Origin of the sequence: Actinomadura sp. K4S16 (assembly GCF_008327685.1) — a bacterium.
Taxonomy (GTDB): domain Bacteria; phylum Actinomycetota; class Actinomycetes; order Streptosporangiales; family Streptosporangiaceae; genus Spirillospora.
The window spans coordinates 52918-78035 of sequence record NZ_BDDE01000023.1 but is presented as its reverse complement, the minus strand read 5'-3'; the positions used below and the strand labels follow the sequence as shown (position 1 = coordinate 78035).

Sequence of the window (25118 nt, the reverse complement as noted above, 5' to 3'; positions counted from 1 at the left end):
GGGGCGGTTCTGATACCGACTCGGTGCTTGCCTGTGTCCCTTACAACGCGCTGAAACGCCAGTTGGTTCCCCTGCAACGATATGGTCTTCCCAGCATGAGCCATGCGGGGGTCCCACGAGGAGGCAGCCATCGACGCCATTGAGGCCACCCGGGCCTATGTGGAGGATTTCCTCCCCGAGGACGAGCCGCTCCTGAACGCCAGGCGCCGCGGCCAGGAGGTCGGCGCGGTGCCGATCGGCCCGGCCGGGGGCGCGGCGCTGCGGTTCATCGCGACGCTGATCGGCGCGCGCACGGTCGTGGAGGTCGGCTCGGGCTGCGGCGTGTCCGGCGTCTACCTGATGCGCGGCATGCCGAAGGACGCGGTGCTGACCAGCGTCGACATCGAGCCGGAGCACCAGCGGCTGGCGAAGCAGGCCTACCGGGAGGCGGGCCTGTCCGGATTTCGCACCCGGATGATCATCGGCCCGGCGCTGGAGGTCCTGCCGCGCCTCACCGACGGCGCCTACGACATGGTGTTCTGCGACGCGGCGAAGCGCGAGTACCCCGAGTACCTGGTCGACGCGCTGCGCCTGCTGCGGCCGGGCGGCGTCGTCGCGTTCGACAACGCGCTCTGGCACGACCGGGTCGCCGACCCCGACCAGCGCGACCCCGACACCGAGGCGATCCGCGAGGTGCACCGCATGATCCGCGAGGACGACCGGCTCGTCCCGCTGCTGATCCCGGTGGGCGACGGCCTGCTCTGCGCCGTCCGGCGTGACTGAGGACGCCCTCCGCGACCGGGCCGCCGGGGAGGCGTTCGCGGTCCGGGTGCGGGTCACCTGGCGCGGGGTGTGGCGGCTGGCCGCGTTCGCGATCCTGTTCCTGGCGTCGGTGGGGTTCGTCGCGGGCGGGGCGATGCGCGGCGCGGGCGTCGGCAGCGTCGTGGTCATGGTGCTGGGCGTGGCGGGGCTCGGCCTGTTCGGGGCGGGCCTGCTGGTGTCGGCCGGCGGCATGCTGTCGCGCCGGCCCGTCCTGGAGCTCGACGGCGCCGGCGTGCGGCGCCCCGCCGGCTGGCCGCTGCCGCGCCGGTCCGGGCGGACGCTGCCCTGGGACGAGGTGGCCGCGATCACGGCGCTGCGGCGCGGCGTCGGCGGCACCCGCCGCGGCGAGCAGGACTACCTGGTCTTCCTGCCGACCCCGGAGCTGGCCGAGATGGCGCGCACGGCGGAGCGGGCGCACCTGGTGGCGCTCACGATGCGGGACGTGCCCGCCACGGCGGCGGCCGTCCCGTGGTGCTTCGCGGTGGAGCCCGGGTGGGACGCGACGCTCCCGGAGATCGTCAAGCAGGCCAGGCGGCGGCGCCGCGTCCCGGTGATCGACCGCCGCGTGCGGTGACCGCCGCGTGAAGCGACCGCCCGTCCGCGCGGGCGGGACGGGTCAGGCCGTCAGCCAGTCCAGCAGGAGGCGGGCGCCGTAACCGGTGGCGCCGCGGGTGATCTCGGCGTCCTCGGAGGTGGAGCGGCCGGGCCCGGCGATGTCGAGGTGCGCCCAGGGCCGGTCGCCGACGAACTCGCGCAGGAACAGCGCCGCCGTGATCGAGCCGCCGCCGTAGCCGCCGCGCCCGATGTTGTTGATGTCGGCCACGTCGGAGTCGATCGCGGCGCGGTACTCCTCCACCAGGGGGAGCCGCCACACGGGCTCGCCGGCGGCCTTCCCGGCCCGGGTGAGGGCCTCGGCGAGGGCGTCGTCGCTCGCGAACAGGGCCGCGTGCTTCAGGCCGAGCGCGACCTTGGCGGCGCCGGTGAGCGTGGCGACGTCCACCACCGCGTCGGGGTCGAGCCGCGCGTCGGCGTAGGCGAGCGCGTCGGCGAGGACGAGCCGCCCCTCGGCGTCGGTGTTCAGCACCTCCGACGTCGTCCCGCCGTAGTGGGCGATCACGTCGCCGGGGCGCATCGACGAGCCGGACGGCATGTTCTCCGCCGCGGCGACCAGGCCGGTGACGCGGGTGCGGACGCCGAGGTCCCGCAGCGCGCTCATCACGGCGATGACGACGCCGCCGCCCGCCATGTCGGTCTTCATCGTCTTCATGCCCTCGTTGGGCTTCAGCGACAGGCCGCCGCTGTCGAACGTGATGCCCTTGCCGACCAGGACGACATGGCGCGGCGAGGCCCCGTCCGCGTCCGCCGGCTCGTAGGAGAGCTCGATCAGCCGGGGCGGGCGGGCCGATCCGCCCCCGACGGCCACCAGGCCGCCGAACCCCTCCTCCACCAGTTCCTTCTCGCCGCGCACGCGGACGGTGAGGCCGGACTCGGCGGCGACGCGCTCGGCCTGCGCGGCGAGCCAGGAGGGGTCCTTCTCGCGGGACGGCGTGTTGGCGAGGTCGCGGGCGAGGGCGGTGGCCCGGGCCCGCGCGGTGCCGAGCTCGATCGCGGGGGCGTCCGACTCGGGCCCCGCCTCGGTCAGCACGGCGAGGGTGCCGAGCGCCTTCTTCGGCGGGGCGGCACCGATCCGGAACTCGTAGGAGGCGAGCAGCGCCCCCTCGACGAAGGCCGCGAGGTCGCCGTCCGGGACCCCGGCGACGAGCGCCGTCCGCCCCTTGCCGCGGCGGGCCAGCGCGGCGCCGGCCTTGCGCAGGTCGCCCGGGGCGGCGTCGCCGACCCCGTAGAGCAGCAGCTCCCGGACCCGGTCGCCGACGCGGACCTGTGTGGCGATGATCTCACCCGGCTCGCCCTTGGCCTGGTGCAGCGCGAGCAGCTCGTCCAGCGTGAAGGGGAGCGAGGCCGCGACCTCCGCCGCGGGGGCGGCGGGGCCGGACCGGACGGGCACCGCCACCACCTCGGCCCCGAGGTCGACCGCGGTCTGCGACACGGTGCCGCCGGCACCGTGGATGCGGGTCTCGATGGGCATGGCGGTGGGTCCCCCCTGATCGCTGAATCGTTACGGGAAATGGCAAGGGCCCCGGCGGCGTCGCCGGGACCGTCACCAACAAGCCGGGAGCGGCGGGGCCGTCAGCCCACGACGTCCTTGAGGGCCTCCCCGAGCTCCTTGGCCTCGTCGGCGGAGAGCTCGACCACGAGGCGGCCGCCGCCTTCGAGGGGGACCCGCATGACGATTCCGCGTCCCTCCTTGGTCACTTCGAGCGGACCGTCTCCCGTCCGCGGCTTCATCGCCGCCATGCGTGCATCCCCTTCCCAAGTAGGGCCGCGGCCTCGCACACCTCTGGCCGCGTGGCCGCGTGTCGCATCCGCGTCATCAGTAGTGGTCCATTATCTCGTCTTCCGGGCGCGAAGTGGTAACGATCAGCCTCCAGATCGGCAGCCGGGACCCGTGGACGCAGGTCGCGGCCCCCTGCGGGCCTCAGGATCGGCGGCGGCGGGACGGCCCGGGCCCCCGGCCGCGGGCCGCCGCACCGGGGGCGGGACCGCTCTTGCCCGCCCCGCCGGTGTTCGTCGAAGGTGGCCTGGGAAGATCTACCGAGGACCGAGAGGACGACGATGTCTGAGACCGTGCTTTTCGACGTGACCGACGGAGTGGGGACGATCACACTCAACCGTCCCGACGGGATGAACTCCCTGACCGTCGAGATGAAGGAGTCCCTGCGCGCGGCCGTGGTGCGCGCCGCGGCCGACCCCGCCGTCCGCGCGGTCATCCTGACGGGTGCGGGGCGGGCGTTCTGCGCGGGCCAGGACCTGCGCGAGCACGGCGACAACCTCGCCGCCGGCCGGGGCCTGGACGGCACCGTCCGCGACCACTACAACCCGATCGTGCTGGCGATCGCGGGCATGCGCAAGCCGGTCGTGGCGGCGGTGAACGGCGTGGCGGCGGGCGCGGGCGCGTCGCTGGCGTTCGCGTGCGACCTGGTCGTCGCGTCCGACAAGGCCCGGTTCGCGACCGCGTTCACCGGGATCGGCCTCGCCCCCGACAGCGGCATGTCGTGGACGCTGCAGCGCCTCGTCGGCCGCGCCAAGGCCGCCGAACTGCTGCTGCTGGGCGAGCCGGTCAAGGCCCAGGATGCGCTGGAGATGGGGCTGGTGACGCGCGTCGTCCCGGCCGACGAGCTCGCTCCGGCGTCGGTGGAGCTCGCGCGCCGCCTCGCGTCCGGCCCGACGGTCGCCTACGGCGCGGTCAAGGCGGCCCTCGACCACGCCGCGACCCACGACCTGGCGTCCGCCCTCGAACGCGAGGCGGAGCTCCAGGACGAGTGCGAGAAGACGAGCGACCACCACAACGCGACCGAGGCGTTCCTGAAGAAGCAGCAGCCCGTCTTCGAAGGCCGCTAGCGCCGCCGCACGCCGGGCTCCCCCTGGGCGGGGGTAGGGCCTTCCCCCGCATGGAGTGGGGAGCCCGCGTCAATGTGGGCGAGGGGTGCCCGGCGGTTTGCTGGACGGCATGATGCAGACAGCCGCCGCACCCCCTGCCGGGCAGCTCGACGACCACGTCGCCGTCGCGCGCGACATCGTCAGGTCCTACGGGACGGGCGAGAACGAGGTGACCGCGCTGCGCGGCGTCTCGGCGTCCTTCCCTCGGGGCCGGTTCACCGCGATCATGGGGCCGTCCGGCTCCGGCAAGTCGACGTTCCTGCACTGCATGGCCGGGCTCGACACCGTGACGTCCGGCTCGATCCTGATCGGGGACGTGGACATCACCCGGCTGTCGCGGACCCGGCTGACGAAGCTGCGCCGCGACCGGCTCGGGTTCGTGTTCCAGTCGTTCAACCTGCTGCCGATGCTGACGGCGGAGGAGAACATCCGGCTGACCGGGCGGCTCGGGAACCGGCGCCCCGACCGGGAGTGGTTCGACACGATCGTGGACGCGCTCGGGCTGCGGGATCGGCTGTCGCACCGGCCGAGCGAGCTGTCGGGCGGGCAGCAGCAGCGGGTCGCGGTGGCGCGGGCGCTGCTGACCCGGCCGGAGGTGCTGTTCGCCGACGAGCCGACCGGCAACCTCGACTCCCGGTCGGGCGCCGAGGTGCTGGGCTTCCTGCGCGGCGCGGTGGACGCCTACCGGCAGACGGTGATCATGGTGACGCACGATCCGGCGGCCGCCGCGCACGCCGACCGGGTGCTGTTCCTGGCCGACGGCATGATCGTGCACGAGCTGCTCGAGCCGACCATCGACGGCGTCCACGCCGTGATGCGCCGGATGGAGGGCTGAGCGCCATGTGGCTGATCGCGCGCCGCTCCTTCGCCGAAAGCTGGACGCGGCTGACCGCCACGCTGCTGGCGGCCGTGTTCTCCATCGGACTGATCGCGGGCGCCCTGCAGTTCACGCTGCGGGCGCAGGAGGCGGTGTCGGGCAGCGACGCCAGCGAGTACTCCCGCGCCGACGTCCTCGTCCAGGGCGGCTCGGCCGACCCCGACGACCCGTACTCGCCGCCGGACGGCCGGGTCGCGCTGAGCGCCGTGGCGGGACGTCCCGGCGTCGCGGCGGCCGCGGGCGACGCGATGGTCCCGGTGACCGCGAGCGGCTCGGACGGCGAGCCGATCCTGCCGCCGGCCGGGGCGGGGACGGCGCTGCGGCCGTGGACGCCGGACGGCCGCCTCAACCCCTACCACCTGGAGTCGGGACGCGCGCCCGCCGCCGACGGCGAGGTCGCCGTCACCCGGCACGTGGCCCGCGCGGGCGGGCTCGACGTCGGCGACACCCTGAAGGTGCTGCTGCCGAAGCAGAGCCGGGACATGAGGATCGTCGGGATCGTCACCGTGCAGGGGCACAGCGCCGTGGCGAGCGGCGACCTGCTGCTGGCGCCCCCCGGTACCGTCGCGCAGGCGGCGGGCCTTCCGGCGGGGACGTGGCAGAGCGTGTGGGTCAGGGCGTCCGGCGGCTCGGCGTCCGAGCTGCGCACCGCGCTGGCGCGCGAGCTCGGCAAGGACGTCACCGTCCGGACGGCGGCGGACGTCCGGCACGCCCAGTCCGCGGAGCTGCAGGCCGCCGGAGGATCGATCGGCGGCGCCATCGGCATGATCTCGTCCGTCGCGGTGTTCGTGGGGCTGTTCGTCGTCGCCAACACGTTCGGCACGCTCGTCCGGCAGCGGACCCGGCGGCTGGCGCTGCTCAGCGCGATCGGCGCGACGCCCCGGCAGATCAAGCGGCTGATCCGGTTCGAGGCCCTCGCCCTCGGCGTCGTCGCCTCGGCGGGCGGCACCGCGCTCGGCTACCCGGTGTCGGCGCTGCTCACCCACCTGTTCGCCGAGGACGGCTTCGACATCTCCGCCGCCGACGCGCAGTACGGCTGGATCGCGCTCGCGATCCCCGCCGCGGCGGGAATCCTCGTCACCCAGCTCGCGGCGCGCCGCGCCGCCCGCCGCGCCGCGAAGATCTCTCCGATGGAGGCGCTGCGGGACGCGAGCACCGAGACGGCGGGGCGCCGCTGGCCGCGCGTCCTCGGCGCCCTGGCGGTGTTCGCCTTGGCCTGGATCTTCTTCGGGGGCGTCTTCGGGATCCGCTCGGAGGAGCCGCCCGGCCCCGAGCGCACCGCCGGCACCAGCGTGATGGTCCTGCTGGGCTGCATGACGACCGTGGCGTCGCTCGCCGTCCTCGCCCCGTTCTTCGTCGGCCCCCTCGGCGGGCTGGTCGGCCGCATCGGGACGTCCGTGAGCGGCGAGGCGGGGCGCCTCGCCCGCGCCACCATCACCCGCAGCCCGCGCCGCGTGTCGTCGGCGGCGTCGTCCCTGATGCTCGGCGTCGCGCTGGTCGCCTCGACCGCGCTGATCGTCCTGTCGGTGGACGCGCGGTTCGCCACGACGGGCCGGGAGGTGATGCGGGCCGACCACGCGATCACCGCGACCGGGATGACCTCGGACGGCCAGGCGCCGCTCCCCCGCGACGCCGCGCGGAAGGCCGCGGCCGTGCCCGGCGTGACCGCCGCGGCGGCGCTCACGACGTCCGAGGTCAAGCTCGTGTCTCCCCCGCCCAAGAAGCCGTCGCCCGAAGAGGACCCGGTGCCGGTCTACCTCACCGTGACGGGCGCCGATCAGGCGGCGGTGCCGGCGGTGCTGAAGCTCGGCGGCCGCCTTCCCCGGCTCGGCGACGGCCAGGTCGCCCTCACGTCCACGGTCATGAAGGGCCAGAAGATCAAGAAGGGGCAGCGGGTCGTCGTGCGCGGCGCCCGCGGCCGGGTCGAGCTCACCGTCGCCGCCGCCTACCACGACCCGTCCCACCTGTTCGCCGACCAGGCCCTCGTCTCGGAGGCCACGATGGACCGGCTCGACCCGGCCGCGGCGACGCAGGTGGTGCTCGTCCGCGGCGGCACCGAGCGGGCCCTGTCCCGCGCCTTCGCGGACGCGCCGGGCCTGAAGGTGCTCGACCGGGACGGCTACGTGAAGACGGCGTCCGCCGCGATGACCAAGGGGATGAGCGTCATCTACGGCTTCATCGGCATGGCGCTCGTGCTCGCCCTGTTCGGCATGGCGACCACCGTCTCGATGAGCGTCGGCGAACGGACCCGCGAGTTCGGCCTGCTCGGCGCGGTCGGCGCGACGGACGCGCAGATCCGCTCGATCGTCCGCTGGGAGGCCGCGACCGTCGTCCTGCTCGGCAGCCTCCTCGGCCTCGGCACGGCCCTGGGCACGGCGTCCCTGCTGCACCTCGCCACGGGAAGCTCGTTCCTGGCCCCGAACGCCCCCTGGTGGCTCTTCGCCCTGGTCATCGCAGGCGCCGCCGCCGTCACCCACGCAGTCTCAGCCCTCCCGGCAAAGCGAGCCGTGGCCATCGCCTCGCCAACCCACTGATCCGCCGCGATTGGACGCGCGCACATGCTCAGCCACCGCCTTAGCCAGCGACGACCTCAAGGTGGCGATCGCGTGCGAAGCCAGTTTCGAGCCTGCGAGAAACTGATCGCGCAGCGAGCCGCAAGGCGAGCCGGAGCGATGCTAGCGATCGCAGCGTTCTCGCGGTCGGAGGGCCCCCGGGCCCTCCGACCGCGAGGACGCAAAGCAAGCACTGAGGTGGTCGTCGACTAGGCCGCAGGCCTGCATGAGGGCGTAGGCGGTGGTGGGGCCGACGAAGCGGAAGCCGTGCTTCTTCAGCTCCTTGGCGAGGGCCTTCGAGGCGTCGGTGTAGGCGGGGACATCCGCCATGTCGGCATAGGACGGGGAGTCGGGGTCGGCGTAGCGCCAGGCGGTCGCGGCGAGGCCGCCCGGCAGGTCGAGCGCCGCGCGGGCGTTGCCGATCGCGGCGTCGATCTTGGCGCGGTTGCGGACGATGGCGGCGTCGGCCATCAGCCGCTCGACGTCGTCCGGGCCGAACGCGGCGACCTTCTCCATGTCGAAGCCGCAGAACGCGGCGCGGAAGCCCTCGCGCTTGCGCAGGATCGTCAGCCACGACAGGCCGGACTGGAACGCCTCCAGGCACAGCCGCTCGTAGAGCCCCTGGTCGTCGCGGACCGGACGGCCCCATTCGTCGTCGTGGTAGGCGACGTAGTCGGGCGCCGACAGCGCCCACGGGCAGCGCGCCAGCCCGTCCTCGCCAAGAATCGCGGTGCTCACGCGCCCCGTTCTACCTCATGCCTGCGACAGCGCGGCGAGGCGGCGCAGCCCGAGGGTCATGAACGCGCGCACGACCGGCCCGGCGACCAGCCAGCCGGCGCGGCCGAGGGGGCCGAGCGGCAGGTCGACGCGCTCCGCCCAGACGACGCGGCTGCCGGAGCCCTCCGGGAGGACCTTGAAGTACGCCTCGCCGCGCACCACGCGGCCGGTGTGCCGGACGGCGACGCGGCGACCCGCCCGCCAGTCGGTGATCACCATGGTGTCGAGGAAGCCGACCGGGCCGACGCCCGTCCAGGCCCGCAGCTCGTCGCCGACCTTGTCGCCGCCCTCGGCGCGGGTGAACGGCATCCACTCGGCGTGCCGCGGCCAGTCGGTGAGGACCTCGAAGACCCGGTCCGGCGGGGCCGCCGAGACCGCCTCCGCGTGGACGGCGACCGCGCTCACGAGTGCTCCTCCTCCTTCGGGGCGCCGTCCGGCTCGACGGGCTCCTTGCGCAGCGGCACCCGGGCGCCGGGCTCGTCGATCCCGTGCAGGGCGCCGACCGGGCGGGACGGTTCCGCGTCGCCGAGGCGCTTGCGGAGGTCGCGGAGCTGCCGCTCCAGGTCGGCCACGCGGGCGTCGCGCTCGTGCAGGGCCTCGGAAAGGCGGTGGACAGCGTCGTCCGTCACGTGCGTCTGGTACCCCCAGATGGTCCTGGGGAACCGGACGTGGGAGACGTCCCATCCGATGACGGGGCGCCCCTCGGCGTCCACGCTGACCGGCGGATAGTCGGGATGGGCCTCGGCCAGCTCGCCGCCCCGGCCCATGGCGAGGACGACGACGGCGCCCAGCACGGCCACGCCGGCCAGGACGAGAACCACGACCACGATCACGCTCCGATCTGACGGCACCCCATCTGGAGGACGACTCCCCGTCCCCGATCGTGCCACGCTTGGCGGCATGGGGTTGCAAGAGCGCAAGGTCCTTCCACCGGACGCGCCGGTTCCGGGCGGTGTCGTGGACGCGGGCACGGCGCCCCCGGCGAGCCGCGTGGAGCGGCTCGTCGCGTCCGGGGACGCCGTGCTGGTCACGCTGGAGACGGACGCCCGCGAGCCCGACGCGGGCCTGCTGGCCGCGGCGTCGGTCTACGCGTGGCTGGGCGCGACCTGGTTCCGCGTGCCGGAGTCCCAGGCGGACGGGACGCGCCAGGTGCTCGACATGGTGGCCTCCATCCGGGGCACCCGCCCCCCGTCCGTCGCCCGCCGCGGCCTCGCTTGATCGGCGGGGCAGGGTCCGCCGGGTCCGGCGTCAGCCGCGCAGGCGGTGCCAGGGCCCGGTGATCGCGAACGTCGCGCCCGGTCCGGACTGGCGGTTGGCGAACAGGATCCGCCCGTCCGGGGAGAACGTGACGCCGGTGAGCTCGCTGTCGTTGAGGGCGTTGCGGGCCATCGCGAACGGCTCGTTCCGGCGGGTGGTCCCGATGAGGTACTGCTCGCCGTCGCCGTCCTCGGCCAGGATCACGCCGCCGCCGTAGGGGGAGACGGTGATGTTGTCGGGGCCGTCGAAGCGTCCGCCCGGCTTGAAGACGAGCTGGAGCTCGACCTCGCCGCGGTGCGGGTCGTAGGTCCAGACCTGCCCGGCGTGGTCGGCGGCGCCGCCGTCGGCCTTCCGGGAGAAGCTGCACACGAAGTACGCCTTGCCGTGGCCCCACCAGGCGCCTTCGATCTTCTGGCTCCGCGTGATCGTGTCGAACTGCTTGCGGATCGAGGTCTGCTTCGCCGACGGGTCCGGGACCTCCAGCCATTCGGCCCGGAACCGCGACCCGGGCTCCTGGACGGCCGACAGGTCCGGGACGCCGGGGACGTTCAGCGCCTCCAGCTTCCCGCCCGCCATGTAGGCGTGGTAGCCGCCGCGGTGGGCGCGGGGCCTGAAGCGGTAGAAGAGCCCGAACGGCTTGGACGCGTCTTCGGTCAGGTACGCGGTGAGCGTGTGCGGGTCGACGGCGACGGCCTCGTGGGCGAACCGGCCGAGCCCGGTGAGCGGGACGGGCTCGGTCCTGCGGCCGGTCGGGTCGACCTCGAACACCCAGCCGTGGGTCTTGGTCTGGCCCGTGAACCCTTCGGTCTCCTCGCAGGTCAGCCACGTCCCCCAGGGGGTCCGCCCGCCCGCGCAGTTGGTGGCGGTCCCGGCGAGGCTGACGTACTGCGACAGCAGGTCGCCCTTGCTGTCGACCTCCAGCGTGGTGGTGCCGCCGTTGGCCGCGGGGTCGTAGGTCCACTCGGGGCGTCCCACGGCGCGGGTGCCGTTGTTGCTCTGCTCGTGGTTGCGCAGCAGGCGGGTGCGGCCGTGGCGGCCGCCGGGGAAGGTGGCCATCCCGTCGTGGTGGCCGGGGACGACGACGCCCTCGGAGATGGGTTCGCCTTCGACCGAGAACGTCTTGTAGGAGAAGCCCTTGGGCAGGTCCAGGACGCCCTTGGGGTCGGGGACCAGCGGGCCGTAGCCGTAGGCCTCTCCCGTTTCGGCTCCCGCGGAGGTCTGGAAGATTCCGTCCAGGCTTCCGGCGAGGGCGATGGACAGCGCGCCGGCCGCGCCGCCCTTGACGACTCCGCGACGGGTCACGGACATGGGCACTCCTTTGTGAGAGGGGATCACGCGGGAGCCTGGTCGCCGCCCCTGAACCGGCAGTGAACGATCACCGGCCGGGAGGGAAAACCCCAGGCCAACGTTGGTCCGATCTCATCGGGAGTGCCGGAACGCGCGCGGTGCGTGGTCTCAGAGGAGTTCCACTGCGGCGTCCACGGCCGCGGCGACGTCGCCGTCCGGCGGATACAGCAGGGACCGGCCGACCACCAGGCCCCGGACCGTGGGAAGCCGCAGCGCACGCCGCCACCCCTCCCGCGCCGCGACGGGATCGGCGGCCACCTCCCCGCCCAGCAGCAGCGCAGGACGCGTCGACGCCGCCATCACCCGCTCCATGTCCGCCACCACCGGCACCTTCAGCCACGTGTACGCCGACGTCGTCCCCAACCCCGACGCGATCGCGACCGCACGCGTCATCGCCTCCGGCGACAGGTCGTTGCGGACCCGGCCGTCCACCCGACGCGAGATGAACGGCTCCACCATCGCCATCAACCCGCGCCCGGCCAACTCCGACACCGCCCGAGCACACGCCTCCAACGTGCGAACAGTCGCCGGGTCCTCATCGTCCACCCGCAGCAGCATCTTCCCGCCGTCCAACCCCGACGCCGCGATCGCAGCCGCACTGTAGGCCGTGAAACGGTCGTCGATCTCAAACGACGCCCCCGCCAGCCCGCCCCGGTTCATCGAACCGACCACGACCTTGCCCTCCAGCACGCCCAGCAGCAGCAGATCCTCGATCACATCCGCCGTGCCCAGCACACCGTCCACACCCGGCCGCTCCAACGCCACGCACAACCGATCCAGCAGCTCACCCCGATCGGCCATCGCCAGCGCATCACCACCCGCCGCCAGGGCGCCACGCGCCGGATGATCAGCCGCCAGCAGCATCAGCCGCCCCGACTCCCCCAGCAGCGTCCTGCGCCTGACCCGGCGCTCCGCCGCCTCGGCGATCGACTCCGGACGCACCGCCCGCACCTCGGCCAGCCCCGCGATCCGCGCGGCGCGTTCTCCCGGCGCGGAGCCCGTGCCGGGCGTCATCGCGCCACCCGCCGCACCAGCGCATCGATCATGGTTCACCGTCCCTGTCCGCGAAACGCGCGGCGCCGGGTTCGCGCCACCGGCCAGGCCGAGTCTGCTCAAGATCACGAACGCCTGTCAACGCGGCGCGGGGCGGCCCGCAGGCGCGCCCCGCGGCCACTGCTCAGGACCCGGCGGGCTTGTAGTCCGCGACCTCGGCGATGACGGAGCCGGCCAGGTCGAAGCCGCCCACGCACGCCAGGTACCCGGGGGCCTCCCAGTCGTGCCCGCCGGGCTCGCCGCGGAGCGGCACGTACGTCCCGCCCGCCTGCCTGACCAGCAGCAGCCCGGCGGCGATGTCCCAGGCGTTGATGGACGAGTCGTAGGCCGCGTCGACCCATCCGGCGGCGACGTGCGCGAGGGTGAGGGCGGCGCTGCCCGGGCGGCGGACGGTGGCGAACGCGTCCACCATCCGGCCGTAGCGACGCAGCGCCTCCTCGCGCCCGAGGCTCAGGTCGTAGGCGCTCGGGTAGGACGTGGCGACGACGGCGGTCTCGTCCCGGGTCGCGCCGCGGCTGCGGATCGGCTCGCCGTTGCAGGTGGCGCCGTCGAGCGAGGCGGTGAACATGTCCTCGCGGACCGGGTCGTACACCACGCCCGCCACCAGCTCGTCGCCGATGGCGGCGCCGATGGACACGCAGAAGAACGGCAGGCCGACGGCGAAGTTGGCCGTCCCGTCGATCGGGTCGACGAACCAGCGCAGGTCGCCGTCCCCGCCGCCCACGCCGCCCTCCTCGCCGACGACGGCGCTGCCGGGGGTGTGCTCGGCCAGCACCTCGCGGATCGTCTCCTCCGCCGCCCGGTCGTGGACGGTGACCGGGTCGTGGATGTCGCGCTTGAGGTCGACCTCGGGGCGCGAGCGGAACGCCGTCCGCAGGCGGTCCCCGGTGGCGCGGGCGGCGAGTTCGGCGATCCCGGCGAGCTCCCGCGAGGCGGGGACATCGGCGCTCATTCTTCTCCTTCGGCGACGGCGGGGGCGCGAGTGCGCACCTCATCACGACCGTATCCGAGGGCCGGCGGGCCCCGGCGGGGCCGTTGTTACAGAGCCCTCGGCTCGGGCAGTGGGTCACTGTGCCGGATCCAGCGCCGCCCTCATGGGGATGAAACATGAAGCACAAGATCGATAAGGGAACGGTCGTCGTGGTTACGGGAGCCTCCGGCGGCATCGGACGCGCCACCGCGGTGGCGTTCGCGCGCCGCGGGGCGCGGGTGGCCCTCCTGGCCCGCGGGGAGGAGGGGCTGCGCGGGGCCGCGGCGGACGTCGAGTCCGCCGGCGGGCGCGCGATGCCGATCAGCGTGGACGTGGCCGACGCCGGCGCGGTGGACGCGGCGGCGGAGGCGGCCGAGAGGGAGCTCGGGCCGATCGACGTGTGGGTCAACGTGGCGTTCTCCTCGGTGTTCGCGCCGTTCTGGGAGATCGAGCCCGAGGAGTTCAAGCGCACCACCGAGGTCACCTACCTCGGCTACGTCAACGGCACGAGGGCCGCGCTCAAGCGGATGATGCCGCGCGACCGCGGCGTGATCGTCCAGTGCGGGTCGGCGCTGGCCTACCGCGGCATCCCCCTGCAGAGCGCGTACTGCGGCTCCAAGCACGCCGTGCAGGGGCTGCACGACTCGCTGCGGGCGGAGCTGATGCACGAGCGCAGCGGCGTGAAGGTGACGATGGTGCAGATGCCGGCGGTCAACACCCCGCAGTTCGACTGGGTGCTGAACCGGCTGCCGCGCCGCCCGCAGCCCGTCCCGCCCATCTACCAGCCGGAGATCGCGGCGGACGCGCTCGTCCACGCCGCCGAGCACCCGCGCCGCCGGGAGTACTGGGTCGGGGGCAGCACGGTCGGCACGATCCTGGCCGACAAGTTCGCGACGGGGCTGCTGGACCGCTACCTGGCCCGGACGGGCTTCAAGTCCCAGCAGACCGATAAGCGGACGAGGCCGGACCAGCCGGCGAACCTGTGGGAGCCCGCGGACGCGGCGGGCGACCACGACCACGGCAGCCACGGGCGGTTCGACGAGCAGGCGCACGCCAGGAGCCCGCAGGTGTGGGCGGGGCGGCACAAGTACCTGGTCGGGGCCGCGACGGCCGGGGCCGCGGCGGGGGCCGCCGCGGGCGCGGCCAGGCTGCTGCGGCGATGACGGACCAGTGACGACGAAGGAGACAGCGATGGCTCAGCAAGTGGCCGACTACGTGCTCCAGCGGCTGACCGAGTGGGGCGTGGAGCGCGTCTACGGATACCCGGGCGACGGGATCAACGGGATGCTCGGCGCGTTCGACCGCGCGGAGGGCAAGCCGGAGTTCATCCAGACGCGGCACGAGGAGATGGCCGCTTTCATGGCCTGCGGCCACGCGAAGTTCACCGGCGAGGTCGGCGTGTGCGCGGCGACGTCCGGGCCGGGCGCCATCCACCTGCTGAACGGCCTGTACGACGCGAAGCTGGACCACCAGCCGGTCGTCGCGATCGTCGGGCAGCAGAAGCGCCTGGCGCAGGGCACGCACTACCAGCAGGAGGTCAACCTCGAGAACCTGTTCTCCGACGTCTCGGAGTACTGCCAGATCGTCATGCACCCCGGCCAGATGCGGCACGTCATCGACCGGGCGTTCAAGACGGCCCTGACCACCCGCGGCGTCGCGACGATCATCATTCCCGAGGACGTCCAGGAGTCCGACGCGGTGCCCTCGCCTCCCAAGGAGCACGGCTCGGTCTACTCCAGCGTGGGGTGGAGCCGGCCGCGGGTGCTGCCGGACCCGGAGGAGCTGCGCAAGGCGGCCGACATCCTCAACGAGGGGACCAAGGTCGCGATGCTCATCGGCCAGGGCGCCGCGAACGCCGAGGCCGAGGTGATCGAGACGGCCGAGCTGCTCGGCGCCGGCATCGCCAAGGCGCTGCTCGGCCGCGAGGTCGTCCCGGACGACCTGCCGTTCGTCACCGGCCCGATCGGCCTGCTCGGCTCCAAGGCCAGCGACGAGATGATGATGAACTGCGACACGCTGTTCATGATCGGCACGAGCTTCCCGTACGCCGAGTGGCTGCCGGACGAGGGCAGCTGCAAGGGCGTGGAGATCGACATCGACGGCCGCATGATCGGCATCCGCCACCCGATGGACGCGCACGTCGTCGGGGACGCCAAGGAGACGCTCCGGGAGCTGATCCCGCTGCTGCGGCGCAAGGAGGACCGCTCCTGGCGGGAGGAGATCGAGGAGAACGTCCGCGCCTGGAACACGGTCATGGAGAAGCGGGCGGGCCAGAGCTTCGACGGCAAGATCAACCCGCAGGCCGTCGCGCACGAGCTGTCCCCGCTCCTGCCCGACGACGTCATCCTCACCGCCGACTCCGGCTCGGGCACCAACTGGTGGGCCCGGCACATCAAGCTCCGGGACGGCATGAAGGCCTCCCTGTCGGGGACCCTGGCCACGATGGGGCCCGGCGTCCCGTACGCGATCGCGGCGCGGTTCGCCTACCCCGACCGCCCGGTGATCGCGTTCGTCGGGGACGGGGCGTTCCAGATGAACGGCATGAACGAGATGATCACCGTGAAGCGGTACGCCGACCGGATGGCCGGTGCGGCGCCGCTGATCTTCGCCATCTTCAACAACCAGGACCTCAACCAGGTGACCTGGGAGCAGCGCGCCATGGGCGGCGACCCCAAGTACGAGGGCTCGCAGAGCATCCCCGACTTCCCCTACGCCAAGTTCGCCGAACTGGCGGGGCTCAAGGGCATCTACTGCGACGATCCGAAGAAGGTCACCGAGGCCTGGCAGGAGGCTCTCGCGAGCGACGGCCCGGTGGTCCTGGAGTTCGTGGTGGACAACGAGATCGCCCCGATCCCGCCGCACATCATGAAGGACCAGGCGAAGAAGGCCGTCAAGGCCGGCATCAAGGACCCGCAGAAGGTCGGCATCGCGGCCCGCGGATTCCGCCAGAAGCTCACCGAGATGTACGAGAACATGCCGGGCCGCAAGCACGACTGACGGTGCCGCGAGCCGCCGAGGCCGGCCGGCCGCGGGTCAGAGTTCGGCCTCCGCGTAGTCCTCGGGGGAGAACTCGATGCGGGGCTGCGCCCGCTCCAGGAGGTCGAACGCCTCGGGGACGCTGCTCGTCCAGCCGATGGCGTCCCAGATCTTGGGGCGGGCGAAGCCCTGGTCGGTCAGGCCCACCATCAGCTCGCGCAGCGGCTCGTACACGCCGGTCGGGTCGAGGATGACCACGGGCTTGTCGTGCATGGCGAGGACGCGGGCCGTCCACACCTCGAACAGCTCCTCCAGCGTGCCGATGCCGCCGGGCAGGATGAGGAACGCGTCGCTGCGCCTGTCCATCTCGCCCTTGCGGGTCCGCATGTCGGCGGTGACGACCAGCTCGTCGTTGTCCTCGTCGGAGATCTCGACGCTGACCAGCCCCTCGGGGATCACGCCGACCGTGCGGGCGCCGCCGGCCCGCGCGGCGCGGGCGACGGCGCCCATGCACGACACCTGGGCGCCGCCGCTGACGAGGCTGTGGCCGCGCCGGGCCAGTTCGGCGCCGACCTCGGCGGCGAGGTCGACGTAACGGCGGTCGATCTTGCCGCTGGACGAGCAGAACACGCAGACGGCGAGGGGCTTTCGGGAGTTCACCGGGCCAATCTAACGGCTGGCTCCGGAAGAGGCCCGTGGATTTTCCGCCGCAGGTGGCCTCTCCCCCGGTGACAGGGGTCTCACCCGCGGGGTCACCCGGTGGAGAGGTCCCTGCGCCGGAATCCGACCAGGCCGAGCGCGGACAGCACGGCCGCGACCGCGAGGAGCCAGACCAGCGGCGCGGGCGTGAACTCGTGCCCCGGCAGCTTCGGGACGTGGCTGAACGGCGAGACGTCCAGGGCCCACTGGTCGAGGCCGAGCCCGGCTCCGAAGAGCGTCACGACCGCGAAGACCCCGACCGCGGCCCAGGAGGCGGCGGCGGTGATCCTCGGGGCGAGGCCGAAGAGCGCGAGCGCGATCGCCGCGACCAGCCAGACGGCGGGCAGCTGCGCGAGCGCGGCGCCGAGGACGCGCGGCACCACGCGGCCGGGGTCGCCGGTGTCGAGGCCGTGCGCCAGCCCGGCTGCCAGGCCCGCGACGGCGAGCAGCGCGACCGGGCCGAGCAGCGCGAAGACCAGGTGGCCGGCCGCCCACCGCAGCCGCCCGACGGGGGTGGCGAGCAGCGGCTCGGCGCGCTGCCCGGTCTCCTCGGTGCGCAGCCGCAGCGTGGCCGAGACGGCGTAGGCGGAGGCGATCAGGCCGAGCATGCCCACGATCGAGGCGAAGTAGGCGTCGGTGATCCCGCCCTGCCCGCCGAGCCGGGTGAAGATCTTCTCCAGGTCGGGGTTGTCCTTCACCATGTCGCCGACGCCGCCCGCGACCGCGCCGTACACGACGCCGAGCGCGGCGAACCCGGCGAGCCACCCGTACAGGGCGCGGCTCTGCAGCCGCCAGCCGAGCCCGAGCGGCCCGGACAGCAGGCGCGGCGCGTCGGCGGGGCCGAGCTTCGGCGGCAGCACTCCCGCGCCCACGTCCCTGCGGGCCGACAGCACGCCCGCGGCGGCGACGAGGGCGGCGGTGAGCGCGGCGACGAGCGCGAGCGTCCACCAGCGCTCCCCGCCGTAGGCGCGCAGGCGGTTCTCCCAGCCGAGCGGGGACAGCCAGCCCAGCCACGACAGCCCGTTGCCCGCGCCGCCGACGTCGGCGGCCATCCGGACCACGAACGCGGCGCCGAGCGCGGCGATCGCCGTTCCCCTGGCGGCGCCGGCGCCCTCGCTGAGCTGGGCGGTGACGCCCGCGACGGCGGCGAAGACGCATCCGGCGGCGGCCAGTTGCAGGCCGAACGCCAGCGAGCCCGCGAACGGCAGGCCCTGCGCCACGAGGCCCGCGGTGAGCAGGGCGCCGAGCGCGAGGTCGGCCGCCATGGTCACGATGAGCGCGGCGGCCAGGCCGGCGCCTCGCCCGGTGACGGTGGCGCCGAGCAGCTCGCGGCGGCCCGCCTCCTCCTCGGTCCGGGTGTGCCGGACGACGGTCAGCGCGCTGATCAGCGCGACGACCACCGGGAGGAACCCGGAGCGCTGGGCGATGATGCCGCCCAGGCCGGAGTCGTACAGCGGCCCGTACAGGGCGAGGAACGTCGGGTTCGTCCCCGTGGTCTGCGCGTACTTGAGGCGCTCGGCGGCCGTCGGGTAGAGGCTCTCGGTGGCCGCCACGAAGTTGATCGGGATCAGCGCGAGCACGATCACCCAGGACGGCAGCAGGAACCGGTCGCGCCGCAGGATCAGCCGGACCAGCCCGCCGGTCCCGGTGAGCCCGCGCATCGGGGTCGCGCGGGAGGGCGCGGCCGGCCGCGCCTCCTGGACCGTGGCGCTCATCGCGTCGCCTCCGGGGCGAGTTCGTCCTTGTAGTGGCGCAGGAAGAGCTCCTCCAGCGTCGGCGGGCGGCTGCTGAGGCTCCGCACGCCGAGCTCGGTCAGCTGCCGCAGCGCCGAGTCGAGCTCGGCGGTGTCCACCTCGAAGCGGATCTTGTTGCCGTCGACGTGGACGTCGTGGGCGCCGGGCAGCGGCAGCCCGTCCGGCGGCGACGCCAGCTCCGCGTCGATGGACGTGCGGGTCAGGTGCCGCAGCTCGGCCAGCGTCCCGGACTCGACCGCGACGCCCTTGCGGATGATCGTCACCCGGTCGCACAGCGCCTCGACCTCGGAGAGGATGTGGCTGGACAGCAGCACCGTCCGGCCGTCCCGCCGCTCCTCCCTGACGCACTCCTGGAACACCTCCTCCATGAGGGGGTCCAGGCCGGAGGTCGGCTCGTCGAACAGCAGCAGCTCGGCGTCGGACGCCAGCGCGGCGACGAGCCCGACCTTCTGCCGGTTGCCCTTGGAGTAGGCGCGGCCCTTCTTGCGCGGGTCGAGCTCGAAGCGGTCGAGCAGCTCGGCCTTGCGGCGCGCGTTCACGCCGCCGCGCATCCGGCCGAGCAGGTCGATCACCTCGCCGCCGGAGAGGTTCGGCCACAGCGTGACGTCGCCGGGGACGTAGGCGAGCCGGCGGTGCAGCTCGGTCGCGTCCCGCCACGGGTCGCCGCCGAGCAGCCGGGCGGTGCCGCCGTCGGCGCGCAGCAGGCCGAGCAGGACCCGGATGGTGGTCGACTTCCCGGCGCCGTTCGGGCCGAGGAAGCCGTGCACCTCACCAGGGTTGACGGTCAGGTCGAGGCCGTCCAGCGCGCGGGTCCGGCCGAAGGTCTTGACCAGTCCGGAGACGGATATGGGGGGCGTGTTCGGGGTCACCGGTCCTCCTCGTCGAGGGGCCGCCCGCCGGCGGCGGGCAGGTTCTTCAGTGCGGCGCGCGTCTGCGCGACCAGTTCGGGCGACAGGAGCCGGTCGTCGAGGACGTCCAGCATCGCCAGTGCCATCCGGGGGTAGCCGCCGCCCATCAGGACGTCGGCGCCGAGCGACCGGGACATGTGCTCGTGCAGGACGATCAGGCCGAAGCTCATGCCGGTCATGACCGTCGCGTAGCCGTGCAGGTCGTCGGTGGTCGGCTTGGCCATGCCGGGCGCGCCGCGCGCGAGCATCTCCTCGCTGAACGCGACGGCCTCGTCGAAGAGCGCCGCCGCGGCCGCCGAGCCGTCGGCCAGGGCGCGGGCCATGTAGCGCTGGATCGGCAGGGCCGTCCGCAGGGCGATCGAGAGGAAGCTCGGGTTGGCCATCCCGCCCTGCAGCGCCTCCTGCTTGGTCTCGCGGATGACCTCGATCACCTGCTCGTCGCAGGCCGCGCGCAGCGCCTCCTTCGTCCCGTAGTGGTGCTGGACGAGGGCGGGCGACACCCCGGCGGCCTTCGCGATGCCCCGGATCGTCGCGCCCTTCACCCCGTGCTCGGCGAACTCCAGCAGGGCCGCGTCCCTGATCCGGGCGCGCCCGGTCAGGTCCTCGGCCCGCTCGTGCACTGCCATTCCCACTCCTGTACCGATGTTCAGCAACCTGTACGTTTGTACACTGTACTCGCGTACAGGCCCCCGTCAACCCGGTACGGGAACCCGCGGCCCGAAAGGTCAGCCGCCCCCGGGCAGCTGGCCGAGCGTCACCTGGACCTGCCGCTTCGAGCCGTCCGACTTCTGGATCTCGACCTTCACCTTGTCGCCGGGCTTGAGGTTCGCCAGGACGGTGGTCAGCGCGCTCTGGTCGGGCGTCGCGGTGCCGTTCACCGAGAGGATCAGGTCGCCCGGCCGGATCCCCGCCGCGGCCGCCCCGCCGCCCTTCTGCACCTCCACGACGGCGACCGACCGGCGGCCGGTCTGCGGGTCGACGATCGTGCGCACCACGACGCCGAGCGCGGCGCGGCCGGAGTTCGACACCTTCCCCGACTCGATGAGCTGCGGGACGATCCGCTTGACGGTGTCGCTCGGCGTCGCGAACCCGATGCCGGGCGCCGCGGCGCCGATCTGCGGGTCGGACGCCGCCGCGGTGGGGATGCCGATCACCTGGCCGTCGAGGGTGACCAGGGCGCCGCCGCTGTTGCCCGGGTTGATGTCCGCGCTCGTCTGGATGGCGTCGGCGATCGTGGACCCCTGGAAGGAGCCCTGCCCCTTGGTCGACACCGTGCGGTGCAGCGCGGAGACGATCCCGTTCGTCACGCTTCCGGAGAGGCCGAGCGGATTGCCCATCGCGAGGACGATCTGCCCGACCCGGGCCTTGCCCGACTCGCCCCACGAGGCCGGTTTCAGCGACCCGCCCTTCACCCGGACGACGGCCAGGTCGTCGGCGGCGAACGCGCCGACCAGGGAGGCGTTCGCCGGGGACCCGCCGCCGGAGGAGGTGACCTCGATCTTCTTCGCCCCGGCGACCACGTGGGCGTTGGTGACGATGTCCCCCTGGGCGTCGAAGACGACCCCCGACCCCTCCCCCTGATCGGTCTGGATCTTCACGACCGACGGCAGGACGGCGTCCACGACCCTCTCGTACTGCCGCTCCAGGTCCGATCCCGCCCCCGAGACCGGCGGCGACGTCTGGCCCGACGCGGTGTTCCCGGCGTTCTCGGCGTTCTTGGTGCCGCCGCTGCATCCGGCGAGCACCAGGGCCCCCGCCGCGGCCGCCGCGCACGCCTTCGTCCTCGCGTTCCTGTCCACAGTCCACCTCCAGAGGGGACACTTCCCGCCCGCGGAGGAACAGGCGCCGCACGGGTCATGATTTTGCGTCACCATGCCGCTCGCCCGAGGCCCAGATGATCTCCGAGCGGGAACGGGGCGCCCGGCGCCGGCCCGCCCGACGCCGTTTCGCCTGGCCGGGGCCGGGTAGCCGTCCGGTCATGTCGCATCCCGGGAGCGGGCATCGCGGCGTCCCGCACACCGCGGACCTGCGGATCGAGGCGTGGGGGCCGACGCGGGAGCGCTGCGTCGCCGAGGCGGTGGCCGGGCTCGTGGAGTCGTTCGCCGACGTCTCAGGCGTCCGCCCGGCGGGCGAGATCCGGATGGACATGCCGCCGGGACCCGACGCGGACCTCCTCGTGGCCGTGCTGGACGAGGTGATCTACCGCCTGGACGTGGACGGCGTCCTCGCCCTGGACGCCGAGATCGCCGAGGCGCCGGACGGCGGGCTCACCGCCCGGCTGCCCGTCGGCGACGCGGCGGAGGCGGCCGGGACGGGAGCGGCGCCCAAGGCGGTGTCGCTGCACGACCTGCGCTTCGGCCGGGACGCCCGCGGCTGGTCCTGCGCCGTGACCATCGACGTCTGACCGGCGCGGTGTGTGCCTGCGGATCAGCCCTTGACGACGCCCAGCGGGACGAGGCGGGCGACCTTGCGGCAGAGCCCCGCGCCCTCGCCGGCCTCGACCACGGCGGACACGTCCTTGTAGGCGTCCGGCGCCTCCTCGGCCAGGCCGCGCCACGACGACGGCCGCACCGCGATGCCCTGCTCCTCCAGCGTCGACCGCAACTGCTTGCCGCTGACGCCGCGGGCGGCCTGGTGGCGGCTCTGCACGCGTCCGGCGCCGTGGCACGTGGAGGAGAACGCGGGCCCGCCCGGCACGCCCGTCAGGACGTAGGACGAGGTGCCCATCGTCCCCGGGATCAGCACCGGCTGACCGGCTTCGCGCAGGTCAGGCGGCAGATCGTGATGGCCGGGCGGAAGTGCGCGGGTGGCCCCCTTGCGGTGCACGCACAGCCGGCGCCGCCGTCCGTCCACGGTGTGCTCTTCGAGTTTGGCCAGGTTGTGCGAGACGTCGTAGACCAGGTCGAGCCGGGCGCCCGCGACCCGCTGGAACACCCGGCGCGCCGCCTCGGTGAGCAGCTGCCGGTTGGCGCGGCCGTAGTTGGCCGCCGCCGCCATCGCGCCGAGATAGGCGCGGCCCTCGGCGGAGTCGACCGGGGTGCAGGCGAGCTGCCGGTCGGGCACCTCGATGCCGTACCGCGGCATCGCCCGCTCCATCGCCCGGACGTGGTCGGTGCAGATCTGGTGGCCCAGCCCCCGCGAGCCGCAGTGGATCATGACGCAGACCTGCCCGGCCCGCAGCCCGAAAACCTCGGCCACGTCCGCGTCGTACACCTCGGCGACCCGCTGCACCTCCAGGAAGTGGTTGCCGGAGCCGAGGCTGCCGACCTGGCGGGCGCCGCGTTCCACGGCCCGCTCGCTCACCGGGCCGGGGTCGGCGTCGGCGACGGCCCCGCCGTCCTCGCACCGGCGCAGGTCGCGCTCGTCCCCGTGGCCCTGCTCGACCGCGTACCGCGACCCGCCGGTGAGGATGCCGGTCAGCTCCCGCCGTCCGGGCAGATGCCAGACCGCGCCCTTGCCCATGCCGCGCGGGATGACGGGGTCGAGGCCGTCCATCAGGTCTTGCAGGACGGGCCCGAGCCCGGCGGCGTCGATGTCCGCCGCGAGCAGCCTCACGCCGCACGAGATGTCGAACCCGACGCCTCCGGGCGAGACCACGCCGCCCTCACGCGGGTCGGTCGCCGCCACGCCGCCGATCGGGAAGCCGTACCCCAGGTGGATGTCGGGCATCGCGTAGGACGCCTCGACCACTCCCGGGAGCGTGGCGACGGCGGCGACCTGTCCGACCGCGTTGTCCGCGGGCGCCAGCAGCTCCCGCGACGCGAACACCACGCCGGGCACGCGCATGGCGCCCACCGGCTCGATCCGGAACCGGTACGGGCCGTCCTCGACCAGGTCGACGTCCACAAGGCGGGGCTACCCCCCGCCCCGCCGCTCATGCTCCCGGCGCGGCGGCGGCCGACCGAGGATCTCCAGAGACCGTGCCGGTAGCGTGCGGAACATGCTCGCCGAACCCGCGCCCGCACTGAGCGACCTCGCTCTCGGCCTGGTCGTGGTGGCGCTCGCGGTCCGGCTGGGGCGCGCCCAGGCGGCGCATCCGCACTGGCGCAGGTCCTTCTGGTGGGCCGGGATCGCGGCGCTCGCGGGGTTCGTCCACCACGGCGTGGTCAAGCACTCCGAGCGGTGGTCGGGGCCGAGCTGGGCCCTGATCAGCGCCATGGTCGTCGTCGCGGTGTCCTACCTGCTGGCGGCCACCGTCGCCGAGGTGCTCGGCCCGCGCCACGGCAGGACGTTCTGGCTGCTGCGCTCGGTCGGGATCGGCGCCTACGCCGTCCTCGCGGTCACCGGCCACGCCGGGGTCGGCGCCCTGCTGGCCTGCGAGAGCCTGACGATGGCGTGCATCCTCGCGCTGTGGGGCTGGGCGGCCCTGCACCGCCACCCGATGGCCGGGCCGGTGATCGCCGCGCTCGCGGCCAGCGCCGCGGCGGCCGCGACCAAGGCGATCGACCCGGCCCTCGCCCGCCTCGTCGCCCTGGACCCGACGTCGGTCTACCACCTCGCCCAGATCGTCGGCATGGTCCTGCTCTACCTGGCAGTCAGCAACCCGCACCGCCAGGGCCGCGAGCCGCGCCCCCTGCTCGGATAGCACGCCCCTGACCAGGTAGTACCCCCTTTCCGGACGGAACGCGCATCCCGGACGGCACGGGCGGCACGGGAGTGTCCGGGGTGGAACATTCCCCTTACGGGGGTGCCTTCCTTCTGTGCTGAACACCGCCCTTTCGGACACGGACGGTCACCGTTAGCTTTCAACCCGTGATTCGAACCCCCCGACCGCGTGGAGGAAAGCGTTCATGACGGCCATCGCCAGCGTCTACCAGCACGACGTCGCCACCTACTGGAACACCGAGCGCAACCCCGTCAACCTGCGCCTCGGCGACGTGTCCGGGATCTACCACCACCACTACGGGATCGGCGAGGTGGACTGGTCGGTCCTGGAGACCCCGGAGGACGCCCGCGAGCAGGCGATCATCACCGAGCTGCACCGGCTGGAGAACGCCCAGGCCCGGTTCCTGCTCGACCACCTCGGCGACATCCGGCCCGACCACCGGCTGCTGGACGCCGGCTCCGGGCGCGGCGGCTCCAGCATCATGGCCAACGCCGCCTTCGGCTGCCGGGTCGACGGCGTGTCGATCTCCCAGTCCCAGGTCGACTTCGCCAACGAGCAGGCCGTCGAGCGCGGCGTGTCGGACCGGGTCCGGTTCCACTTCAAGAACATGCTCGACACGGGTTTCGAGGCGGGCGCGTTCCAGGCGGTCTGGAACAACGAGTCGACGATGTACACCGTCCTCGACGACCTGTTCGCGGAGCACTCCCGGCTGCTCGCCCGCGGCGGCAGGTACGTCACCATCACCGGCTGCTACAACGACGTGTACGGGCTGCCGTCCAGGGCGGTGTCCACGATCAACGCCCACTACGTGTGCGACATCCACCCGCGCAGCGCCTACTTCCGCGCGATGGCCGCCAACCGGCTCGTGCCCGTCACCGTGGTCGACCTGACCGCCGACACGATCCCGTATTGGGAGCTGCGCGAGAAGTCGCCGGTCGCGACCGGCATCGAGGGCGCCTTCCTGGAGGCCTACCGCGACGGAAGCTTCCAGTACCTGCTCATCGCCGCCGATCGGATCTGACCCCCGTCAACGCCGGACCGGT

Annotated in this window: 25 protein-coding genes; 11 read left to right on the top strand and 14 right to left on the bottom strand. The window is 73.7% G+C overall.

The window, feature by feature from the left end; all coding sequences use genetic code 11:
• Nucleotides 1-102: 102 nt before the first annotated feature.
• Together K4S16_RS35395 and K4S16_RS35390 are read left to right on the top strand one after the other, a co-directional pair.
• Nucleotides 103-762, top strand: a complete 660-nt coding sequence (locus tag K4S16_RS35395; RefSeq protein WP_149263430.1) for an O-methyltransferase — start codon at nucleotides 103-105, stop codon at nucleotides 760-762.
• The gene (locus K4S16_RS35390) at nucleotides 755-1375 is read left to right on the top strand and encodes a hypothetical protein (protein ID WP_149263429.1); all 621 of its coding nucleotides are present in this window, start codon (nucleotides 755-757) and stop codon (nucleotides 1373-1375) included. Before K4S16_RS35395 ends, K4S16_RS35390 begins: the two co-directional genes overlap by 8 nt.
• A gap of 42 nt (nucleotides 1376-1417) precedes the next feature.
• On the opposite strand, the gene K4S16_RS35385 is transcribed toward K4S16_RS35390, so the two are convergent.
• The gene (locus K4S16_RS35385; protein WP_149263428.1) at nucleotides 1418-2887 is read right to left on the bottom strand and encodes a leucyl aminopeptidase; all 1470 of its coding nucleotides are present in this window, start codon (nucleotides 2885-2887) and stop codon (nucleotides 1418-1420) included.
• 101 nt (nucleotides 2888-2988) lie between these two features.
• Nucleotides 2989-3156 carry a DUF3117 domain-containing protein gene (locus K4S16_RS35380; RefSeq protein WP_083980698.1) on the bottom strand — a complete coding sequence of 56 codons (168 nt, stop codon included), beginning with the start codon at nucleotides 3154-3156 and terminating at the stop codon, nucleotides 2989-2991.
• A gap of 318 nt (nucleotides 3157-3474) precedes the next feature.
• Between K4S16_RS35380 and K4S16_RS35375 the strand changes: the two genes are divergently transcribed.
• From K4S16_RS35375 to K4S16_RS35365, 3 genes are all read left to right on the top strand, one after another.
• Nucleotides 3475-4260, top strand: coding sequence for an enoyl-CoA hydratase-related protein (locus K4S16_RS35375; RefSeq protein WP_149263427.1), 786 nt, complete (start codon nucleotides 3475-3477; stop codon nucleotides 4258-4260).
• Between the two features lie 109 nt (nucleotides 4261-4369).
• Nucleotides 4370-5134 (top strand): ABC transporter ATP-binding protein, encoded by a 765-nt coding sequence (locus K4S16_RS35370; protein ID WP_200842300.1) that lies wholly within the window; start codon nucleotides 4370-4372, stop codon nucleotides 5132-5134.
• A gap of 5 nt (nucleotides 5135-5139) precedes the next feature.
• On the top strand, nucleotides 5140-7710 hold the full coding sequence (locus K4S16_RS35365) for an FtsX-like permease family protein (protein WP_149263426.1): 2571 nt from the start codon (nucleotides 5140-5142) through the stop codon (nucleotides 7708-7710).
• Between the two features lie 141 nt (nucleotides 7711-7851).
• Here K4S16_RS35365 and K4S16_RS35360 read toward each other — a convergent pair whose 3' ends face one another.
• Genes K4S16_RS35360 through K4S16_RS35350 form a run of 3 tightly spaced genes read right to left on the bottom strand, consistent with a single transcriptional unit; the run spans nucleotide 7852 to nucleotide 9338 of the window.
• Nucleotides 7852-8466 carry a DNA-3-methyladenine glycosylase I gene (locus K4S16_RS35360; protein WP_149263425.1) on the bottom strand — a complete coding sequence of 205 codons (615 nt, stop codon included), beginning with the start codon at nucleotides 8464-8466 and terminating at the stop codon, nucleotides 7852-7854.
• 15 nt (nucleotides 8467-8481) lie between these two features.
• The gene (locus tag K4S16_RS35355; protein WP_149263557.1) at nucleotides 8482-8910 is read right to left on the bottom strand and encodes an SRPBCC family protein; all 429 of its coding nucleotides are present in this window, start codon (nucleotides 8908-8910) and stop codon (nucleotides 8482-8484) included.
• A complete protein-coding gene (locus K4S16_RS35350; RefSeq protein WP_149263424.1) occupies nucleotides 8907-9338 on the bottom strand; it encodes a SlyX family protein in 432 nt (143 codons plus the stop codon). The genes K4S16_RS35355 and K4S16_RS35350 overlap by 4 nt, the downstream gene beginning before the upstream one ends.
• Before the next feature lie 67 nt (nucleotides 9339-9405).
• On the opposite strand from K4S16_RS35350, the gene K4S16_RS35345 reads away from it, so the two are divergent.
• Nucleotides 9406-9723 (top strand): hypothetical protein, encoded by a 318-nt coding sequence (locus tag K4S16_RS35345; RefSeq protein ID WP_149263423.1) that lies wholly within the window; start codon nucleotides 9406-9408, stop codon nucleotides 9721-9723.
• 30 nt (nucleotides 9724-9753) lie between these two features.
• Here the strand turns inward: K4S16_RS35345 and K4S16_RS35340 are convergent, their stop codons facing one another.
• The 3 genes from K4S16_RS35340 to K4S16_RS35330 form a co-directional block, all read right to left on the bottom strand.
• The gene (locus tag K4S16_RS35340; RefSeq protein WP_149263422.1) at nucleotides 9754-11070 is read right to left on the bottom strand and encodes an alkaline phosphatase PhoX; all 1317 of its coding nucleotides are present in this window, start codon (nucleotides 11068-11070) and stop codon (nucleotides 9754-9756) included.
• Between the two features lie 147 nt (nucleotides 11071-11217).
• Nucleotides 11218-12123: an aldolase gene (locus K4S16_RS35335; protein ID WP_149263421.1), complete on the bottom strand. Its 906-nt coding sequence runs from the start codon at nucleotides 12121-12123 to the stop codon at nucleotides 11218-11220.
• 163 nt (nucleotides 12124-12286) lie between these two features.
• Complete coding sequence (locus tag K4S16_RS35330) at nucleotides 12287-13114, bottom strand: inositol monophosphatase family protein (protein ID WP_149263420.1); 828 nt, start codon at nucleotides 13112-13114, stop codon at nucleotides 12287-12289.
• A gap of 155 nt (nucleotides 13115-13269) precedes the next feature.
• On the opposite strand from K4S16_RS35330, the gene K4S16_RS35325 reads away from it, so the two are divergent.
• Both K4S16_RS35325 and K4S16_RS35320 read left to right on the top strand, forming a co-directional pair.
• Entirely contained in the window at nucleotides 13270-14295 is a 1026-nt protein-coding gene (locus tag K4S16_RS35325) for an SDR family oxidoreductase (protein WP_149263419.1), read from the top strand.
• A 28-nt stretch (nucleotides 14296-14323) separates the two neighbouring features.
• Nucleotides 14324-16129, top strand: a complete 1806-nt coding sequence (locus K4S16_RS35320; RefSeq protein ID WP_149263418.1) for a thiamine pyrophosphate-requiring protein — start codon at nucleotides 14324-14326, stop codon at nucleotides 16127-16129.
• A 36-nt stretch (nucleotides 16130-16165) separates the two neighbouring features.
• Here K4S16_RS35320 and K4S16_RS35315 read toward each other — a convergent pair whose 3' ends face one another.
• From K4S16_RS35315 to K4S16_RS35295, 5 genes are all read right to left on the bottom strand, one after another.
• Nucleotides 16166-16768: a TIGR00730 family Rossman fold protein gene (locus tag K4S16_RS35315; RefSeq protein ID WP_235037272.1), complete on the bottom strand. Its 603-nt coding sequence runs from the start codon at nucleotides 16766-16768 to the stop codon at nucleotides 16166-16168.
• A gap of 92 nt (nucleotides 16769-16860) precedes the next feature.
• A complete protein-coding gene (locus tag K4S16_RS35310) occupies nucleotides 16861-18522 on the bottom strand; it encodes an ABC transporter permease (protein WP_235037271.1) in 1662 nt (553 codons plus the stop codon).
• Entirely contained in the window at nucleotides 18519-19430 is a 912-nt protein-coding gene (locus tag K4S16_RS35305; protein ID WP_149263417.1) for an ABC transporter ATP-binding protein, read from the bottom strand. Before K4S16_RS35305 ends, K4S16_RS35310 begins: the two co-directional genes overlap by 4 nt.
• Nucleotides 19427-20095: a TetR/AcrR family transcriptional regulator gene (locus K4S16_RS35300; protein WP_149263416.1), complete on the bottom strand. Its 669-nt coding sequence runs from the start codon at nucleotides 20093-20095 to the stop codon at nucleotides 19427-19429. The genes K4S16_RS35305 and K4S16_RS35300 overlap by 4 nt, the downstream gene beginning before the upstream one ends.
• Before the next feature lie 99 nt (nucleotides 20096-20194).
• Nucleotides 20195-21268 carry a S1C family serine protease gene (locus K4S16_RS35295; protein WP_235037270.1) on the bottom strand — a complete coding sequence of 358 codons (1074 nt, stop codon included), beginning with the start codon at nucleotides 21266-21268 and terminating at the stop codon, nucleotides 20195-20197.
• A gap of 179 nt (nucleotides 21269-21447) precedes the next feature.
• Between K4S16_RS35295 and K4S16_RS35290 the strand changes: the two genes are divergently transcribed.
• Nucleotides 21448-21873, top strand: a complete 426-nt coding sequence (locus K4S16_RS35290; RefSeq protein ID WP_149263414.1) for an archease — start codon at nucleotides 21448-21450, stop codon at nucleotides 21871-21873.
• Between the two features lie 23 nt (nucleotides 21874-21896).
• Here the strand turns inward: K4S16_RS35290 and K4S16_RS35285 are convergent, their stop codons facing one another.
• Nucleotides 21897-23315 (bottom strand): RtcB family protein, encoded by a 1419-nt coding sequence (locus K4S16_RS35285; protein ID WP_305790879.1) that lies wholly within the window; start codon nucleotides 23313-23315, stop codon nucleotides 21897-21899.
• Nucleotides 23316-23409: 94 nt separating this feature from the next.
• Between K4S16_RS35285 and K4S16_RS35280 the strand changes: the two genes are divergently transcribed.
• Both K4S16_RS35280 and K4S16_RS35275 read left to right on the top strand, forming a co-directional pair.
• Nucleotides 23410-24054, top strand: a complete 645-nt coding sequence (locus K4S16_RS35280; protein ID WP_149263413.1) for a DUF6962 family protein — start codon at nucleotides 23410-23412, stop codon at nucleotides 24052-24054.
• A 205-nt stretch (nucleotides 24055-24259) separates the two neighbouring features.
• On the top strand, nucleotides 24260-25096 hold the full coding sequence (locus K4S16_RS35275; RefSeq protein WP_149263412.1) for a geranyl diphosphate 2-C-methyltransferase: 837 nt from the start codon (nucleotides 24260-24262) through the stop codon (nucleotides 25094-25096).
• Nucleotides 25097-25118: the final 22 nt, after the last annotated feature.

What these genes read in the sequence shown, in the direction of transcription:
- K4S16_RS35395 (WP_149263430.1), top strand. Translation starts at nt 103, where the DNA reads ATGCGGGGGTCCCACGAGGAGGCAGCCATCGACGCCATTGAGGCCACC.
- K4S16_RS35385 (WP_149263428.1), bottom strand. Translation starts at nt 2,887, where the DNA reads ATGCCCATCGAGACCCGCATCCACGGTGCCGGCGGCACCGTGTCGCAG.
- K4S16_RS35380 (WP_083980698.1), bottom strand. Translation starts at nt 3,156, where the DNA reads ATGGCGGCGATGAAGCCGCGGACGGGAGACGGTCCGCTCGAAGTGACC.
- K4S16_RS35375 (WP_149263427.1), top strand. Translation starts at nt 3,475, where the DNA reads ATGTCTGAGACCGTGCTTTTCGACGTGACCGACGGAGTGGGGACGATC.
- K4S16_RS35370 (WP_200842300.1), top strand. Translation starts at nt 4,370, where the DNA reads ATGATGCAGACAGCCGCCGCACCCCCTGCCGGGCAGCTCGACGACCAC.
- K4S16_RS35365 (WP_149263426.1), top strand. Translation starts at nt 5,140, where the DNA reads ATGTGGCTGATCGCGCGCCGCTCCTTCGCCGAAAGCTGGACGCGGCTG.
- K4S16_RS35345 (WP_149263423.1), top strand. Translation starts at nt 9,406, where the DNA reads ATGGGGTTGCAAGAGCGCAAGGTCCTTCCACCGGACGCGCCGGTTCCG.
- K4S16_RS35340 (WP_149263422.1), bottom strand. Translation starts at nt 11,070, where the DNA reads ATGTCCGTGACCCGTCGCGGAGTCGTCAAGGGCGGCGCGGCCGGCGCG.
- K4S16_RS35335 (WP_149263421.1), bottom strand. Translation starts at nt 12,123, where the DNA reads ATGACGCCCGGCACGGGCTCCGCGCCGGGAGAACGCGCCGCGCGGATC.
- K4S16_RS35330 (WP_149263420.1), bottom strand. Translation starts at nt 13,114, where the DNA reads ATGAGCGCCGATGTCCCCGCCTCGCGGGAGCTCGCCGGGATCGCCGAA.
- K4S16_RS35325 (WP_149263419.1), top strand. Translation starts at nt 13,270, where the DNA reads ATGAAGCACAAGATCGATAAGGGAACGGTCGTCGTGGTTACGGGAGCC.
- K4S16_RS35320 (WP_149263418.1), top strand. Translation starts at nt 14,324, where the DNA reads ATGGCTCAGCAAGTGGCCGACTACGTGCTCCAGCGGCTGACCGAGTGG.
- K4S16_RS35310 (WP_235037271.1), bottom strand. Translation starts at nt 18,522, where the DNA reads ATGAGCGCCACGGTCCAGGAGGCGCGGCCGGCCGCGCCCTCCCGCGCG.
- K4S16_RS35300 (WP_149263416.1), bottom strand. Translation starts at nt 20,095, where the DNA reads ATGGCAGTGCACGAGCGGGCCGAGGACCTGACCGGGCGCGCCCGGATC.
- K4S16_RS35290 (WP_149263414.1), top strand. Translation starts at nt 21,448, where the DNA reads ATGTCGCATCCCGGGAGCGGGCATCGCGGCGTCCCGCACACCGCGGAC.
- K4S16_RS35280 (WP_149263413.1), top strand. Translation starts at nt 23,410, where the DNA reads ATGCTCGCCGAACCCGCGCCCGCACTGAGCGACCTCGCTCTCGGCCTG.
- K4S16_RS35275 (WP_149263412.1), top strand. Translation starts at nt 24,260, where the DNA reads ATGACGGCCATCGCCAGCGTCTACCAGCACGACGTCGCCACCTACTGG.